The sequence below is a fragment of the Kitasatospora sp. NPDC056651 genome (genome assembly GCF_042792155.1).
GTDB lineage: Bacteria > Actinomycetota > Actinomycetes > Streptomycetales > Streptomycetaceae > Kitasatospora.
Genome location: NZ_JBHTWX010000084.1, coordinates 1 through 16,955 on the forward strand (window position 1 = coordinate 1; position 16,955 = coordinate 16,955).

Annotated in this window: 11 protein-coding genes; 5 read left to right on the forward strand and 6 right to left on the reverse strand. The window is 72.0% G+C overall.

Features of this window, described 5'->3' with window-relative positions:
- Positions 1 to 196: 196 nt before the first annotated feature.
- Together ACFRAR_RS27495 and ACFRAR_RS27500 are read right to left on the reverse strand one after the other, a co-directional pair.
- A complete protein-coding gene (locus ACFRAR_RS27495; RefSeq protein WP_380700887.1) occupies positions 197 to 2,044 on the reverse strand; it encodes an ABC transporter ATP-binding protein in 1,848 nt (615 codons plus the stop codon).
- Positions 2,041 to 3,882: an ABC transporter ATP-binding protein gene (locus ACFRAR_RS27500; protein WP_380700888.1), complete on the reverse strand. Its 1,842-nt coding sequence runs from the start codon at positions 3,880 to 3,882 to the stop codon at positions 2,041 to 2,043. The genes ACFRAR_RS27495 and ACFRAR_RS27500 overlap by 4 nt, the downstream gene beginning before the upstream one ends.
- 233 nt (positions 3,883 to 4,115) lie before the next feature.
- On the opposite strand from ACFRAR_RS27500, the gene ACFRAR_RS27505 reads away from it, so the two are divergent.
- Complete coding sequence (locus ACFRAR_RS27505; protein WP_380700889.1) at positions 4,116 to 5,543, forward strand: family 2B encapsulin nanocompartment shell protein; 1,428 nt, start codon at positions 4,116 to 4,118, stop codon at positions 5,541 to 5,543.
- Here the strand turns inward: ACFRAR_RS27505 and glgX are convergent.
- Positions 5,468 to 7,750, reverse strand: a complete 2,283-nt coding sequence (glgX, locus tag ACFRAR_RS27510) for a glycogen debranching protein GlgX (protein ID WP_380700890.1) — start codon at positions 7,748 to 7,750, stop codon at positions 5,468 to 5,470. The genes ACFRAR_RS27505 and glgX overlap by 76 nt on opposite strands.
- Positions 7,751 to 7,950: 200 nt before the next feature.
- Here glgX and ACFRAR_RS27515 point away from each other — a divergent pair, with 200 nt between their 5' ends.
- The 4 genes from ACFRAR_RS27515 to ACFRAR_RS27530 all read left to right on the forward strand — a co-directional run bounded on the left by ACFRAR_RS27515 (position 7,951) and on the right by ACFRAR_RS27530 (position 12,853).
- A complete protein-coding gene (locus tag ACFRAR_RS27515; RefSeq protein WP_380700891.1) occupies positions 7,951 to 9,174 on the forward strand; it encodes an Ig-like domain-containing protein in 1,224 nt (407 codons plus the stop codon).
- Between the two features lie 276 nt (positions 9,175 to 9,450).
- A complete protein-coding gene (locus ACFRAR_RS27520; RefSeq protein WP_380700892.1) occupies positions 9,451 to 10,698 on the forward strand; it encodes an Ig-like domain-containing protein in 1,248 nt (415 codons plus the stop codon).
- 239 nt (positions 10,699 to 10,937) lie between these two features.
- Positions 10,938 to 12,158, forward strand: a complete 1,221-nt coding sequence (locus ACFRAR_RS27525) for an Ig-like domain-containing protein (RefSeq protein ID WP_380700893.1) — start codon at positions 10,938 to 10,940, stop codon at positions 12,156 to 12,158.
- A 200-nt stretch (positions 12,159 to 12,358) separates the two neighbouring features.
- Entirely contained in the window at positions 12,359 to 12,853 is a 495-nt protein-coding gene (locus ACFRAR_RS27530; protein ID WP_380700894.1) for an ATP-binding protein, read from the forward strand.
- A 313-nt stretch (positions 12,854 to 13,166) separates the two neighbouring features.
- Here ACFRAR_RS27530 and ACFRAR_RS27535 read toward each other — a convergent pair whose 3' ends face one another.
- The 3 genes from ACFRAR_RS27535 to ACFRAR_RS27545 all read right to left on the reverse strand — a co-directional run bounded on the left by ACFRAR_RS27535 (position 13,167) and on the right by ACFRAR_RS27545 (position 16,684).
- Positions 13,167 to 14,066, reverse strand: a complete 900-nt coding sequence (locus ACFRAR_RS27535) for a hypothetical protein (protein WP_380700895.1) — start codon at positions 14,064 to 14,066, stop codon at positions 13,167 to 13,169.
- Positions 14,067 to 14,514: 448 nt separating this feature from the next.
- Positions 14,515 to 15,270, reverse strand: a complete 756-nt coding sequence (locus tag ACFRAR_RS27540; RefSeq protein ID WP_380700896.1) for a hypothetical protein — start codon at positions 15,268 to 15,270, stop codon at positions 14,515 to 14,517.
- Between the two features lie 163 nt (positions 15,271 to 15,433).
- Entirely contained in the window at positions 15,434 to 16,684 is a 1,251-nt protein-coding gene (locus tag ACFRAR_RS27545) for a hypothetical protein (protein WP_380700897.1), read from the reverse strand.
- Between the last annotated feature and the right edge of the window lie 271 nt (positions 16,685 to 16,955).

Sequence of the window (16,955 nt, forward strand, 5' to 3'; positions counted from 1 at the left end):
GGGGCCCGCGCCGCCGCCGCCGGGGGGTCGGCCGGGGGGGCGGCGGCGCCCCCCCGGCCCCCCCGCCGGGGGCGCCCGCGCGTCCGTGAACGGAGGCGCGGCCGCCCCCGTGTTCACCACGGGGAAGTGGGTCGGCCCGGCCGGGTGCGTGACGGCGCACCCGGACGGGCACATTCATGGGGCCCGGGCCGGAGCCCTAGACCAGACTGTCCCGCCAGGCCCGGTGGAGGGTGGCGAAACGGCCGGAGCCGTCGATCAGCTCCTGTGGGGAGCCATCTTCCACGATCCGGCCCTGATCCATCACCAGGACACGGTCGGCGATCTCCACCGTCGAGAGCCGGTGGGCGATGATCACGGCCGTCCGGCCGGCCAGGACGGTGCGCATCGCCCGCTGGACGGCCTGCTCCCCGGGGATGTCCAGCGAGCTGGTCGCCTCGTCCAGGATCAGCACCGCCGGGTCGGCCAGCAGGGCGCGGGCGAAGGCCACCAGCTGGCGCTGACCGGCCGAGATCCGGCCGCCGCGCTTGCGCACGTCGGTGTCGAAGCCGTCCGGCAGGGCGGCGATGAACTCGTACGCGCCGATGTCCCGGGCGGCCTGCTCGACCTCCTCGCGGGTGGCGCCGGGGCGGCCGATCGCGATGTTCTCGGCGACGGTGCCGGAGAACAGGAAGGACTCCTGGGTCACCATCACCACCCCGCGCCGCAGGTCGGCGGCGGAGAGGTCGCGCAGGTCCACGCCGTCCAGCCGGATCCGGCCGTCGGTCGGGTCGTAGAAGCGGGCCAGCAGCTTGGCGACCGTCGACTTGCCGGCGCCCGTCGCGCCGACCACCGCCACCGTCTGGCCGGCCGGGATCAGCAGGTCGAAGGGCGGCAGCACCTCCTTGCCGGTCCGGTACGCGAAGCGGGTCCCCTCGAAGGCGGCCTCCCGGCCCTTGCCGGTGGCCCGGGGCAGCTCGACGGGCTCGTCCGGCTCGGCGACGGTCGGCTCGTGGGCGAGCAGGCCGGAGATCTTCTCCAGGGCGGCGGCGGCCGACTGGTAGCTGTTCAGGAACATCGCCAGCTGGTCGATCGGGTCGAAGAGCCGGCGCAGGTAGAGCGCGAAGGCGGTGAGCACGCCCAGTTCCAGCGCGTCGTCCACGACCAGGTAGGCGCCGAGCAGCACCACGCCGGTGGTCCACAGGTTGGCGGTGGCCCGGGAGAGGCCGACGTAGCGGGCGATCTCCAGCAGGCCGTCCGCGGTCGCGGTGGCGGACTGCTGGTTGACCACGTCGAAGGCGGCGTCGTTGGCCTTCTCCCGGCGGAAGGCCTGCACCGGGCGGATGCCGTTCATGGTCTCGCTGAAGCGGACGATCAGCGAGGCGGCCGAGGTGCGCGAGCGCCGGTAGACCCGGCGGGAGCGGCGGCGGAAGGAGCGGGCGACCAGGCCCAGCGGCACGGCGGACGCCAGCGAGACCAGGCCGAGCTGCCAGTCCAGCGCCAGCAGCAGCACCGAGATGTAGCAGACCGACAGGACGACCGTCAGCAGCTCCTGGAGGCCCTCGGCGAGCAGCTCGCGCAGCGCGTCGATGTCGCTGGTGGCGCGGGAGATGATCCGGCCGGAGGTGTAGCGCTCGTGGAAGTCCAGGCCGAGCCGCTGGGCGTGCCGGAAGATCCGGCCGCGCAGGTCCAGCACGACGTCCTGGTTCACCCGGGCGCTGATCTTGATGAACGCCCACTGGAGCACCGGGCCGAACAGGGCGCAGAACAGGTAGGCCGCGACCACCGCGATCAGCGGGCCGGAGTCGTGCTCGCGCAGCGCCGGGATGCCGCGGTCCATCGCCACCGCGACCAGCAGCGGACCGGACTGGAGCGCGGCCTGCTGGACCATGATCACCAGCATCGCGACGGCGATCCGGGCCCGGTGCGGGCCGAGCAGCGAGCGCAGCAGCGCCCCGGGCGCGCCGGGCGGTACGGGGATGTCCTCCTCGTCGGCGGGCGCCGAGGGCAGTTCCTCCTCGGCCGGGTCGGCGGGCCCGGCCTGCACGGGTGCGGCGGTGGTGGTCATGCGCTGGTCCGTTCGGGTAGCAGGGAGGCCTCGCCCGACATCAGTTCCCGGTAGTGCGCGCAGTCGCGCAGCAGCTCCTGGTGGGTGCCGACGGCCTCGATCCGGCCGTCCGCCAGCACCGCGACCCGGTCGGCGAGCAGCACGGTGCTGGGCCGGTGGGCGACCACCAGGGCCGTGCTGGTGCCGAGCACCTCGCGCAGCGCCCGCTCGACCAGGGCCTCGGTGTGCACGTCCAGCGCGGAGAGCGGGTCGTCCAGGACCAGGAAGGCCGGGTCGCCGACCACCGCGCGGGCCAGCGCGAGGCGCTGGCGCTGGCCGCCGGACAGGCTCAGGCCCTGCTCGCCGACCTCGGTGTCCACGCCCTGCGGGAGCTTCTCGACGAAGCCGGCCTGGGCGGTGGCGAGGGCGGAGCGCAGCTGCTCCTCGTCGGCGCCGGGGGCGCCCATCAGGACGTTCTCCCGGATGGTGGCGGAGAACAGGGTGGGGTCCTCGAAGGCGACCGCGACGAGTTCGCGCAGCCGCTGCCGGGGCAGCTCGCGGATGTCCCGGCCGTCCAGCGTGATGGTGCCGGCGGTGGCCTCGTACAGCCGGGGGAGCAGCGCGGTGAGCGTGGTCTTGCCGCTGCCGGTGGCGCCGACCAGGGCCATCGTCTCGCCGCTGCGGATGTGCAGGTCGATGCCGGCCAGCAGGTCGGGGCTGTCCTCGGGGGCGTCGGGGTAGCGGAAGCGGACGCCGGTGAAGCGGATGCCGTCCGCGGCGCCGAGTGCGGTGGCGGTGCCGGTCTCGGGGTCGTCCGGCTCGTCCATCACCTCGAAGAAACGGTCGGTGGCGGTGGCGGCCTCGTTGGAGTACGCGAGCAGCCAGCCGAGCGACTCGACCGGCCAGCGCAGGGCGAGCGCGGTGGAGAGGAAGGCGACCAGGGTGCCGGCGCTCAGCTCGTCGTGGGCCACCAGGTAGGAGCCGACGGCGAGGGCGCAGCCGAGCGCGAGCTCCGGCAGGCCGACGGTGATCGCCCAGAGGTTGGCGAGCAGGTGGGACTTGCGCAGCTCGGTGCGGCGCAGCTCCTGGGACTGGGCGCGGAAGCGCTCGGCCATCGAGCGGTGCCGTCCGAAGGCCTTGAGGATGCGGATGCCGAGGACGGACTCCTCGACCACGGTGGCGATGTCGCCGTTCTGGTCCTGGGCGAGGCGGGAGGCCGAGGAGTACCCGGCCTCGAACTGCCGGGTGAACAGGAACAGCGGTACGAAGGGTGCCAGGGCGATCAGCGCGAGCCGCCAGTCCTGGGTGAACATCACCACCGTGCCGGCCAGGAACATCACGGTGTTGACAATCAGGAAGACCAGCGGGAAGGCCAGGAACAGCCGCATGGTGTACATGTCGGCGGTGGCCCGGGAGAGCAGCTGGCCGGAGCCCCAGCGGTCGTGGAAGGAGATCGGCAGCCGCTGGAGCTTGGCGAACAGGTCTCCGCGCATCGCCGTCTCCAGCCCGGCCAGCGGGCGGGCCAGCACCACCCGGCGGGTGTAGAACAGCGCGGCCTCGAACAGGCCGAGGCCCAGCAGCAGGCCGACCAGCGGCCAGAGGCCGGCCAGGTCGTGCTCGGCCAGCGGGCCGTCCACGATCCGGCCGAGGACCACGGGGACGGCGAGGGTGCTCACCATGGCGATCGAGGCGGCCGTCACCGAGACCGCCAGCCGGCCGCGGACGGCACGGGCGTACGGCCACAGGCGCAGCAGGGAGCGGACCGCGGAGTGCCGCGGCGCGGGCACGGGGCGGTCGGTCCCGTCGGCTCGGGGGCCCTCCGGGGCCGTGTTCTCGGTGTCTTGTCGGTTCTCGGCCATCGCGGTGAGGGTAGGCGGAGAGGCCGTCACTTCTCATCCGGTTTTTCGCCCCTGTCGGTCCCGCCCGTCGAGAACCGGCCACCCGAACGGACGGAGTAGGCGCGGAACGAGGGGCGTGCACCGCCGTTCGTGCAGGGACGAGTGCGCCGCGCGCCTCTTGCGAGCACCTGCCGATCGGCCGATGACATCTCCTGACGGATGCACATGGATACGCGAGTGACAGGAGTGAGCACATGACGGTCGAAACCGAACCCACCCCCGGGCCCGGCTCCGCAACCGTGCAGGTACGGGCCCAGCTCAGCCTCAGCACGACCGCGGCGCGGAACCTGGCGACGACGACCAAGTCGAAGCCGCAGATGCAGGAGATCACCTCCCGTTGGCTGCTCAAGATGCTGCCGTGGGTGCAGGTCAGCGCCGGCACCTACCGGGTCAACCGCCGGCTGAGCTACGCCCCCGGACGCGGCCGGGTGAGCTTCGCCAAGACCGGTTCGTCGGTGTCCGTGATCCCCGCCTCGCTGGCCGAGGTGCCGGCGCTGCGCGGCTTCGAGGACGAGGAGGTGCTGGCCGAGCTGGCCCGCCGGTTCGTGCAGCGGGACGTCACGCAGGGCGACGTCCTGGTGCAGGAGGGCTCGCCGATCACCGAGGTGTTCCTGATCGCGCACGGCAAGGTGGACCGGGTCGGCACCGGCAAGTACGGCGAGCAGGCCGAACTCGGCTCGCTCGCCGACGGCGACCACATCGGCGACGAGGCGATCACCGACGGCGGCGGCACCTGGCCGTACACGGTGAAGGCGGCCACCTCCGGGGTCGTGATGGCGCTGTCCTGGCCGGTGCTCCAGGAGCTGATCGAGCGCTCCGAGGCGCTGCGCGAGCAGCTGCTGGGCTTCGCCGCCGACGCCGCGCAGGCGCAGAACGACCACGGCGAGGCGGAGATCGACCTCTCGGCCGGCCGGCAGGGCGAGTACCAGCTGCCCGGCGCCTTCGTGGACTACGAACTCAAGCCGCGCGAGTACGAGTTGAGCGTCGCGCAGACCGTCCTCAAGGTGCACACCCGGGTCGCGGACCTCTACAACAAGCCGATGAACCAGACCGAGGAGCAGCTGCGGCTGACCATCGAGGCCCTGCGCGAGCGGCAGGAGCACGAGATCATCAACAACCCGGAGTTCGGGCTGCTCGGCAACGCCGACTTCGACCAGCGGATCCAGACCCGCACCGGGGCGCCCACCCCGGACGACCTGGACGAGCTGCTGAGCATGCGCCGTGACACCGACTACCTGTTCGCCCACCCGCGCGCCATCGCGGCCTTCGAGCGGGAGTGCAACCGGGCCGGCGTCTACCCGGAGACCGCCGTCGTCCTCGGCAAGCAGCGGCCGACCTGGCGCGGGGTGCCGATCTTCCCGTGCAACAAGATCCAGGTGTCCGCCCAGCAGACCACCTCGTTCATCGCGATGCGCACCGGCGAGGACAACCAGGGCGTGGTCGGCCTGACCCAGGTCGGCATCCCGGACGAGGTCGAGCCGGGCCTGAACGTGCGGTTCATGGGCATCGACGAGAAGGCGATCGCCTCCTACCTGGTCAGCACCTACTACTCGGCGGCGGTGCTGGTGCCGGACGCGATCGGCGTGCTGGAGAACGTCGCGATCGGGGTGGCCGGCAGCTGAGCCGGGGAGTCCTGGCCGGGCGCGCGCAGCAGCCGCAGCGAGCGTCCGGCCAGGGGGACGGTGCCGCGCGGGGGCGGCCCGTCCGGGCCGGTGGCGGCGGTGTCGACCACCGACTCCCACCCGGGGGCCGGCGCCGTCCAGGGCTCGCCGGGCAGGGTGAACACCACCGGCCGGTGGCCCGCGTTGAGCAGCAGCAGGAAGCTGTCGTCGGCGAGCGGCCGCCCGGCCTCGTCCCGTTCGGACATCGCGGTGCCGGAGAGCAGCATGCCGAGGCAGGCCGTCGGCGCGAACCAGTCGGCCTCGGTCATCTCCCGGCCGCGCGGGGTGAACCAGGCGAGGTCGGGCCGGCCGCCCGGGGTGGCGGCCCGGCCGGAGAAGAACGCCCGTCGGCGCAGCACCGGGTGGGCCCGGCGCAGTCGGACCAGCCGGGCGGTGAGGTCGCACAGCTCCCGCCAGTCCGGCTGCGCCAGCAGCGACCAGTCCAGCCAGCCGACCTCGTTGTCCTGGCAGTAGGCGTTGTTGTTGCCGCCCTGGGTGCGGCCCAGTTCGTCCCCGGCGGTGAGCATCGGGACGCCCGCCGAGAGCAGCAGGGTGGCCGTCAGGTTGCGCAGTTGGCGCAGCCGCAGCGCGTTGACCGAAGGGTCCGCGGTCTCGCCCTCGGCGCCGTGGTTCCAGGAGCGGTTGTCCTCGGTGCCGTCCCGGTTGTCCTCGCCGTTGGCCTCGTTGTGCTTGCGGTCGTAGGAGACCAGGTCGCGCAGGGTGAAACCGTCGTGCGCCGTCACGTAGTTGACCGAGGCGTACGGGCGGCGGCCGGCCCGCTGGTAGAGGTCGGAGGAGCCGGAGAGGCGGTAGCCGAGTTCGCGGACGTCCGGGCGGGCGCCGCGCCAGAAGTCCCGGACGGTGTCGCGGTACTTGTCGTTCCACTCGGCCCACGGCGGGGGGAAGCCGCCGACCTGGTAGCCGCCCGGGCCGACGTCCCAGGGCTCGGCGATCAGCTTCACCCGGCTGAGCAGCGGGTCCTGGGCGACGGCGGCGAGGAACGGGTGGTCCATGTCGACGTCGGCGGTGCCGTTCGAGCCGCCGCGGGCCAGGGCGGCGGCGAGGTCGAAGCGGAAGCCGTCCACGCCCATCTCGGTGACCCAGTAGCGCAGCGAGTCGGTGATCAGCCGGATCACCTGCGGGCGGCGGGTGTCCAGGGTGTTGCCGCAGCCGGTGTAGTCGGCGTAGCCGCGCGGGCGGTGCGGCGGGAGGCGGTAGTAGGCGGCGTTGTCGATGCCGCGCAGGGAGAGCGACGGGCCGAGTTCGCCGCCCTCGCCGGTGTGGTTGAACACCACGTCGAGGATCACCTCGATCCCGGCGGCGTGCAGGGCGCGGACCATCCGCTTGAACTCGCCGACCTGGCCGCCGCGGGAGCCGGAGGCGCTGTAGCCGGCGTGCGGGGCGAAGTAGCCGATCGTGTTGTAGCCCCAGTAGTTGACCAGCCCGCGGGCCTGGAGGTGGTCCTCGCTGGCGTGCTGGTGGACCGGCAGCAGCTCGACGGCGGTCACGCCGAGGCGGGTGAGGTGGGCGAGGGCCGCGGGGTGGGCGAGGCCGGCGTAGGTGCCGCGCAGCCGCGGCGGGACGTCGGGGTGGCGCATGGTGAAGCCGCGCACGTGCAGTTCGTAGAGCACCGTCTCGGCCCAGGGGGTCTTCGGGCGGTGGTCGTCGTACCAGTCGTCGTCGTCGTGGACGACCACGGACCGGGGCACGTGGGGCGCGGAGTCGCGGTTGTCCCGGACGGTGTCGGCGACTTCGGCCTCGGGCCAGTTGCGGACGGCGGCGCAGGCGGCGTCGTGCGAGGCGTAACAGCCGTCGACGGCGCGGGCGTACGGGTCGAGCAGCAGCTTGGCCGGGTTCCAGCGGGCACCCGTCCACGGGTCCCAGCGGCCGTGCACGCGGAAGCCGTAGCGGGTGCCCGGGCGCACGCCGGGGAGGAAGCCGTGCCAGACCTGGAAGTCCTGCTCGGTGAGGCGGTGGCGGCTCTCCCGGCCGTCCTCGTCGAACAGGCACAGGTCGACGGCCTCGGCGCCGCCCGCCCAGAGCGCGAAGTTGGTGCCGTGGCGGCCGAGCCGGTCGGCGCGGTAGCGGGCGCCGAGCGGCTGCCAGCTGCCGGGCCACGGAGGGCCGTCCGGCGGTGCTCCGGCTTCCAGCTCCTGCCCTGACGCCATGGCCTGCCCTCCCTGGACGGGGTGTCCCGGACCCCGCCCACCTCTCTTTCCCGGATTGGGCGGGCCGGAAGCCGTTGAACGGGGGCTTACCGGCGGATGGCGGCGAGGGGGGCGTGGCCGGCCGGGGGTCCGGCGTGTCTTCGCCGGGAGGCCCCTCGTTGTCCCCGGTGTCGAAACGTGAACAGTGGGAGGGCCCCGGGATGCGGCGCCGAGGACGGGTGTGGGCGCGGGGCGCGGCGGCGGTGGCCTGCTGCCTGGCGGTCCTGACGGGGTGCGGCGACCCGGTGGTGCCGGACGGGGACGCGGCCGCGGCGGGCGGGTACACCGCGCCGCCGGCGCCGTCCAGGGCGGTGCTCACCGCGCAGCCGGCCGACGGCACGCAGGGCGTGCGGCCGGAGGGCCCGGTGCGGGTGGCCGTCGCGCAGGGGCGGCTGGTCTCCGTCCGGCTCGCCGACGCCAAGGGCACCGAGGTGCCCGGCACGATCGCCGCGGACGGCACCGGCTGGGCGCCGGACGGCCCGCTGCCGCTCGGGACGGCGTTCACGCTGGACTCCGTCGCCGAGGACGACCAGGGCCAGAAGGCGGCCCAGCACTCGGAGTTCACGACCGTCGCCCGGGCGCACACCTTCGTGGCCTTCTTCACCCCGGAGGACGGCTCCACCGTCGGCGTCGGCATGCCGGTCTCGCTGCGCTTCAGCCGTCCGATCACCGACCGGGCGGCGGTGGAGCGGGCCGTCCAGGTCACCGCGGACCCGCCGGTGCCGGTGGCCGCGCACTGGTTCGACGGCCGGCGGCTGGACTTCCGTCCGCAGCGGTACTGGGCGGCCGGTACCAGGGTCACGGTGGCGCTCCGGCTCAAGGACGTGGAGGGCGCGCCGGGCCACTTCGGCACCCAGAGCCGGGACCTGCACTTCACCGTCGGCCGAGCGCAGGTCTCCACCGTCGACCTGGACGCCCACACCCTGACCGTCCGGGCCGGCCAGGGCGGCAAGGTGCTCCGGGTGCTCAAGGTCTCCGGCGGCAGCCGTGAGCACTCCACCTACCGCGGGGTGATGGTGGTGTCGGAGATGTACAGGGTGACCAGGATGAACTCGCAGACCGTCGGGATGGGCGACGAGTACGACATCAAGGACGTCCCGCACGCCATGCGGCTGACCAACTCCGGCACCTTCGTGCACGGCAACTACTGGGCGGACCCGGCGGTGTTCGGCACCGCCAACACCAGCCACGGGTGCATCGGGCTGGCGGACGTCAAGGACGGGGCGAGCAAGGACTCCCCGGCGGGCTGGCTGTTCGAGCACACCGTCCCGGGGGACGTGCTGGAGGTGAAGGCCTCCTCCGGTGACCTGGTGCCGCCGGACAACGGGCTGAACGGCTGGAACGTGCCGTGGGAGCAGTGGGTGGCCGGGAGCGCGCTGCGCTAGGCCCTGGCCGGCCCGGTGCCGGCCGGACCGTTCTTTTCTGCCCGTCCGGTCCTTCCGCTGTGCCCTTCCGGTCCTCTTCCCGCCGATTTCCACCCGTCTGGACCGTCTTCACACCGGTTTCACTCATCGTCAACTCGGCTCCTCCCAGGTTTCACCCGGATGGCTTAGTTATCCTGCTCCGGCGCGTCGCCAGCCCGGCCCGAAAGATCGAGGTCCGGTGCAACTTATGGGGGCACTCAACGCGTCAAGAGAGTGAATACCGGGAGGGGAGAAACCGTGAAGACGGGGAAGACGGCCGGCGCAGCGATACGCACCACCAACCGCTACGCGCGGCGGAGTGCGATGGCGCTGGTCATGGGTGGGGTGCTGCTGCTCACCGCGGCTTGTGGCGACGACAAGGGCGGCGGTTCGGGCGGTTCGGGGGGCGGCAACGCGGCTTCGGCGCCGGCGGCGGACGGGGCGGGGGCGGCCTCGACGAAGCCCTCGGCCGCGGTGTTCGCGGTCCAGCCGGCCGACGGTGCCCAGGACGTCGCGCCGAACGGCCTCCAGGTGGCGGTGTCGAACGGCAAGCTCACCACGGTCGAGGTGACCGACAAGGACGGCAAGCCGGTCGAGGGCGCGATCACCCCGGACGGCAGCGGCTGGAAGCCCGCGGCGCCGCTCGGAGTGGGCATGGCGTACAAGGTGAACGCCCAGGCCAAGGACAGCGAGGGCCTGGTGGCCGCGTCCACCACCACGTTCACCACGCTGACGCCGGAGAAGAAGGCCTCCACCAACGACAACATCAGCGACGGTGCCACCTACGGCGTCGGCATGATCGTCTCGGTGAACTTCAACAAGGCCGTCAAGAACAAGGACGCGGTCGTCCAGGGCATCACCTTCGAGACCAGCAACGGCACCGTGGTGAAGGGCCACTGGTTCGGCGACCAGCGGATCGACTTCCGTCCGGAGCAGTACTGGGCGCCGGACACCAAGGTGACCGTCAAGTACCGGCTGAAGAACGTCGAGATCGCCCCGGGCGTCTACGGCGACGTGGACAAGGACGAGCCGTTCACCATCGGCCGCTCGATGATCTCCACCGCGGACGCCAAGTCGCACCAGATGACCATCGAGAAGGGCGGCCAGAGCACCACCGTGCCGGTCACCCTGGGCGCGGACGCCACGCCGTCCTGGGGCGGGACCATGGTGGTCATGTCCAAGGAGAAGGTCACCCGGATGAACTCGCAGACCGTCGGCCTCGGCGGCGAGTACGACATCAAGGACGTGCCGCACGCCATGCGGCTGACCACCTCCGGCACCTTCGTGCACGGCAACTACTGGGCCAGCCCGTTCGGCAAGTCCAACGCCAGCCACGGCTGCGTCTCGATGCAGGACGTCAAGGGCGGCAGTGACGGCTCGGTCGCCGGCAAGTTCTTCAACGACTCGCTGATCGGCGACCCGATCAAGGTCGTGAACACCAAGGAGAAGACCGTCGCGCCCTCCAACGGGCTGGGCGGCTGGAACGTGGACTGGGCCAACTGGTAGGCCCTACCCGCAAATAGGCCCTCTCGAAGGAGGGGGCCTGGGCCCGGTAGTCCGGGCCCTGTGGCGAGTCACCCGCCGCGCGGCCCGCCCCTCACTCGTTGGGGTCGGGCCGCCGCGGTTTCCGGGGCGGCGAGCCGCACCAACGGCGCAACCTTTTCGGTGACCGGATGCGTATACCGATCGGGTCCGTCGGGTCCAACGGGGAGTTTCTCGGGTTTTTCTGAGGGAGGGAGTCGACGATGCGGTCGATACGCAGGGTGGTGGCCGTCGGACTGGTCGGCGGGGCGATGACGCTGACGGCGGCCTGCGGGGGCGGCGGTGGCGGCGCGGCGAAGGCCGACCTGGGGGCCGGCGCGGCCGGCGCCGGTACCGGGGGGAAGCCGACGGCGGCGGCCGCCGGCGCGGTGCCGAAGGTCTCCAAGGCCGCCGTGAGCATCGAGCCCAAGGCCGGTGCGGTGGACGTGGCGCCGAACGCGCTCAGGATCGGCGCCACCGGGGGCAAGCTCACCACCGTGAAGGTGAGCGACAGGACCGGCAAGGAGGTGCCCGGCGCCATCTCCGCCGACGGCGCCTCCTGGACGCCGTCGGCCGGTCTGGAGGTCGGCACCGCCTACCGGGTCAGCGCGATGGCGGCGGACGCCGAGGGCGCGGTCGCCACGGCGGACAGCAACTTCACCACGCTGACGCCGACGGCGCTCACCAAGGCCTCGGACAACGTGGACAACGACGCCACCTACGGCGTCGGCATGATCGTCTCGGTGAGCTTCGGCAAGGACGTCAAGAACAAGGACGACGTCGTGAAGGGCATCACCTTCGAGACCGGCAACGGCACCGTGGTCAAGGGCCACTGGTTCGACGAGCGCCGGCTGGACTTCCGTCCGGAGCAGTACTGGGCGCCCGGGACGAAGGTGGTCGTGCACTACCGGCTGAAGAGCGTGGAGATCGCCCCGGGGGTGTACGGCGCGGACCGGGACGAGCCCTTCACGATCGGGCGGTCCCAGATCTCGACGGTTGACGCCGCCGCACACAAGATGACGGTCGTACAGAGTGGTCAGTCGAGCGAGATCGACATCACCTCCGGCTCGCCCGAACACCCCACCTGGAACGGGACGATGGTGGTCATGTCCAAGGAGGGCGTGGTGCGGATGCAGTCCAGCACCATGCCCGGCATGACCGGCGCGCCGTACGACCTCCAGGTGCCGCACTCGATGCGGCTCACCGACTCCGGCACGTACGTGCACGGCAACTACTGGAGCGACGCGTTCGGCGAGGACAACGTCAGCCACGGCTGCGTGGGCCTGCGGGACGTGAAGGGCGGCGGCTCGGGCACCACGATGGGCAAGTTCTACGACGGCACGCTGGTCGGCGACGTCATGGTCGTGAAGAACTCGACCAAGAAGGAGACGCTCGACCCGGCGAACGGCCTGAGTGGCTGGAACATCCCGTGGGGCAGCTGGTAAACGGCTGCTGAAGGGGGGGTCTGGTCAACCCGGGCTTGACGAAAGTCGGTCCGGGTCGACCCTCTCTTGCTTCCGGCATATGCCGACTCGGAGAGATCGTTTGCTCATTGTCCGTACGCGGCTGCTTGCGTTCCGCAATGATGGTCCGCATGGCGGGTTGGGGCGAAACAGATCAGTCATCAGTTCCCGGGGCCGGTGCGGTGGCCGAGGCATCCTGGATCGGCGTCCAGGGCGGGCTCTCGGCACTCGAACGGCTCAGCTCGGCGGAACTGGAGGAGATGTATTCCGGAAGACTCCGGGACCCGTCCGCGCCGAACGAGGTGCGGCTGCCGTCCAGGCCGGAGTCGGCCCCGGTGGCGCGTCGGCTGGTGCTCTCCGTCCTGGAGTCCTGGGAGCTCCACCAGCACCTGGAGGCAGGGGAACTGCTCACCGGTGAGCTGGTGGCCAACGCCGTCCGGCACGCGGCCGGGCGCACGATCGGGCTGCACGTCAGCCGCAAGCCCGGCTGGCTCCGGGTCGAGGTCCGGGACTCGTCCCGGGCGCTGCCCTGCATGATCCTCGCCGAGGCGAAGCCGGTGAACGAGCGGGGGCGGGGGCTGCGGATCGTCGACGACCTCTCCGACCGGTGGGGGGCGGACCTGCTGCCGCGGGGCAAGGGCGTGTGGTTCGAGCTGAAGGTGCGCGAGCGGCCCTGAGGGCTCGGGTGCCCGCGGTTCGGCCGGAAAACACGCAGGGCCCCCGGATTCGCCGTGGTCCGGCGGATGGGGGCCCCTGCAAGTCATCGCGCCGGCCAAGGGGGTGCGTGCCGCGCGATGGGCGTCGGCAGTGCCAGGTCGGGCCCGCCGAAGTCATCAGCCCAGGTCGGCGCGCTGTGTCGCCCGCCGTTGGGCTGCCTTGACTATCGCACGGATCTCAGCATGTGGGCAAACCAGGTGGCTTTGAATGAAAGGTTTGTTACCTAGTTCACCTTGGGATTTCGCATAGGTTCACACTGAGGCCTGTGAATATTCACGATCCCGGCGATGTGGCCATCGCTTGGCGGATTCGGGCGGCGTGGCGGCGCACAGCGGCGGGGGAGAGCTGTTGGCGGGGCGGGGGTGGGGTTGTGGGGGTGCCTCGGCAGGTGCGGCAGAGGCCGCCGAGGAGGGCTTGGGGGCGGCAGGGGGTGCGGCAGGCCGTGCATTCGATGATGCGGGTCTGTGGTTGGGGGCTTGGGTGGGGGTCGTGTCGTGAGCGGTCCGGGGGGAGTTTTTCGAGGAGGCGGCGGCGGGTGAAGCCGGCCGGGCTGTGGACGTCGGGTGGGAGGTCGCCGGTGAGGGCGTTGGTGAAGAGGGCCGGGGTGGTGCCTCGGGCGAACCATTCGGCGGCGAGGGGTTCGAGGGCGGTGCAGTCGGTGGCGGAGAGGGAGAGGCGGGGGTCGGTGAGGCCGAGGCCGGCGAGGGCGGTGTAGGCGGCCGAGGGGAGGGGGGTGTGGTTGGGCGTTCGCTCTTCGGGGGGATCGGGTGCGGCGGGTGTTGACGTGTCGCCGCTGTCGCCGGTGCGGTGGGTGCCGTCGCCGCTGCCGCCTTCGCCGCCGGCGGTGAGGAAGCGGCCCCACCAGGCGTCGGAGCGGGGGGTGCGGGAGAAGTAGGTGTGGAACACCCAGCGGCATTCCTTGGAGCTGAGGCGTTCGCGGACGCGGCGCAGGTGGCCTGCGGTGGAGAGGTTGTTGAGGGCGGTGCGGCAGGCCATCTGCCCGTAGTGGGGCTGGAGGGCGGCGAGGGTCTTGACGTCCATGGCGGCGCCGTCGGGGAGGTGGTCGATGAGCGAGGCGAGGTAGGCCTCGCGGGCCGGGAGGTGGGCGAAGTCGGTGGCGGAGCGGGGGAGTTGCTCCGGCGCGGACTGCTTGCCGTATCCGGGGGCGGCCATGGCGGTAGGGTTGTGGGTAGCCACAGGATCGAGCTCGCATTTCGATCGTGCCGGTCAGACCCCCGTTCGGTGTTGGTAGCACCGGCGGGGGTTGTTTCGTTGCTGGGAACGCTACATGGCCGAACTGCCTGTGGAAAAGCTGTGACGATAAGTCATATCTGCTGCGTGCGGGGGTGGTTGGGGGGTGGTTACCCCACCGTTCCATTGAGGGTCACTCGGCCCGCGCGGCTTGAGCTTCGGGCGCGAACGCCCCCCTTTTTTCTGCAACTGCCCCGCCACTTTCACGATTGAGCGAAGCCTTCCTTACTCCCAAGGAATCTGATGCTTGCCCAGCCCGTCGACATCGTCGAGTGGATGTTCCCCCCGCCTCCCCCGCAGCGATGGCCACATCGGCAAGACCACCTGGGCCGAACTCGCCCTCCCCACCCCGGCCAACCCGCACGGGTGACTACTTGACGAGCTTGGCCAGTTCCTGCGCCAGCGCCGCCGTGTCGGGGAAGTCGCCGTACTTGTCGGCGCCGCACCGGAGGTTCAGCACCCGATCGCCGATGCGGACGAGGACCGTCTCGTTGCCCAGGTAGTTCCCCTCCGGGAGCATCTTGAAGTCCAGCGCCTCGTCGCCCAGCCCGTTCAGCGGCTTGGCGACGAGGCGCACTTCCACATCGCTGTGGCCGGTGCCCGTGCCCTTCTCGGTGAACGACGGGCAGCGCGCCGCGAAGTCCCTGATGACGGCCAGCTGCTGCGCCGCCTGCCCGGTGCGGAAGGAGTCCACGGTCACCAGGGCGGCGTACTCGTTGCCGTCGGTGGACCGCATCTGCTGGCTGGCGTACGCGGCCTCGCCGTCCAGAACGGTCATGTTGTTCATGACACCGCACGGCGCCGTGGGCCCCAGCCCCGTGGTGCCGGAGAGGACCTGTGCCCCGCTGTCGTGCGGGGTGGCGGGGCCGAGCTTGGTGTTGAGGGTCCAGCCCGACGGGACGGTCTCCGCAGTGGGCAGGTACGCCTTGAGGGCGCTGCCGAGGACGATCGACGGATCGATGCTCGGGGCGACCGGGGTGGGCGTCGGCCGTGGCAGGTAGTCCGTCGCGGCCACGGTGAGTGTCGGGACCGCGGATATCGCGCCGGTCGGCGCGGCCCGGTCCGATGGGCTGCCGCTGGAGCACCCGGCGGCGGTGGCGAGAGTGAGCGCGATCCCCGTTGTCACCAGAACTCGCACCTTGACCATGTGGACCTCGCTTCCCTCGTGGTGACATGACAGATCGTCAACCACGCTACCCCGCCAGGCCGACAGCAGCTCTGCCCGCGCCTGCGCGAGAAGTCGACCTCGCCGACATCTCGCGCTTCACGCGCGCTGCTGCCGCCCGGGGTCAGGAGATCGAGAAGCCCATCCGGTTGACCACCGGCGTCATCGGCACGTACATCACCTGCGAATAGCACGTGGTCGGGTGGGCCGTGGAGCCGCTCGGGCAGCCGACCTCCGAGCGGGCGGCCACGATCACGCCCCGGGCCTCCATGTCGCCGTTCGTGCCGGAGGGGTTCGCCAGTGCCGGGCCGCCGCTGTCCCCCTTCGCCGCGATCGCCCGGCGGTCGCCGCCCTTCGACTCCGCGACGTCCACCGGCCTGATCTTCGTCCCCTCGTCGTTCGTCGTCTCCACGTCGACCCGCTTGACCTGCACGTCGCACCTCCACCCCGACTGGGCGCCGCTGAGACAGACCAGGTCCCCGACGTTGTTGCGTCCGACCCCGTACGTGCGGCGGGACGAGCCGCCGCCGTCCGACCAGGCGCCGTCGTAGAACCGGCCGCCGCCGTTCCCGTTGACGGCGATCATGCCGACGTCCAGGCCGTCACCGACCGAGGACAGGTCCCCGATGTAGCTGCCGGTGCCGTTGTAGTACCGGCCGCTGCCGCAGTGCGCCGCCGTCAGCACCACCTTCGTCCCGCCCTTCCACCCGCTGAACGCCGTCGAGCAGAACGAGGCCTTCGCCGTGTTCACCTCGGCACCCGCGAAGTACGGTGCGCCGTCGGAGTGCCGGCCGCCGGACAGTGCCACCGGCACCTCCTCGACGCCGGCCGTCACCGGCATCCCGGCGAGCTCGGCGGCCCGCCGGGAGTACGCCAGCTCGGCCGCGTCACCGCCGGTCAACCGCGCGGCCCTCGCCCGCGCGTAGGTGATCGCGATGGCGGCCCCGTCCTCCTGCGGGCCGATCGACGTCCACGCGTCGCGCGCCACGGCGGCGGTGAACCGGTCGATCGCGGCGCGCATCTCCGCGCGGGAGTACGGGCTCGGGTGGACCTCGACGGTGTAGCCGGCGTCGGCGTGCGCGTCGAGCAGCGACCGGACCTTCGCCGGGGCCTCGCCCTTCCAGTAGAGGTCGGCGTGCAGGTTCGAGGCGTCGATCACCGTCCCGGCGTACCCGGCCGCCGCCGGATCCCCGGACTCCACCCAGTCCTGCACCGGGTCCGTCATGGCGTGGAGCTTCTGCTGGGCCAGTGGGTCACGGACCACCGGCAGGGTCACGGACAGGTACGGCTCGTCCCGCGCGACGTCGACGGCGACCAGGGCGGAGCCGACCACGGCGGCCAGGGCCAGGGACAGCGCGAGGCGGGTGCGGCGCATGGGCGATTCCTCTCGGCGAGCCGACGGGCCGACCACCCAGCGTAGGGCTCCGACGGCACTCGGCCACGACTCGCGGCCCGCCACCGGTTGCGCGCGCGACGCGGCGCGCCCCCACCCGGGGCGGCTGGGGCGCGTGCTGCGGGGCGCCGCACGGGAAGTCGGACCGGCCGACTTCTCGTGCGGCCGTGTCATCGTGCCGTGGCAGCCTGTTCAGGCTTGCAGAAGGCCTGATCGCGCGATTCACTGGCACGGAAAGGCCTGACAGCCCGCG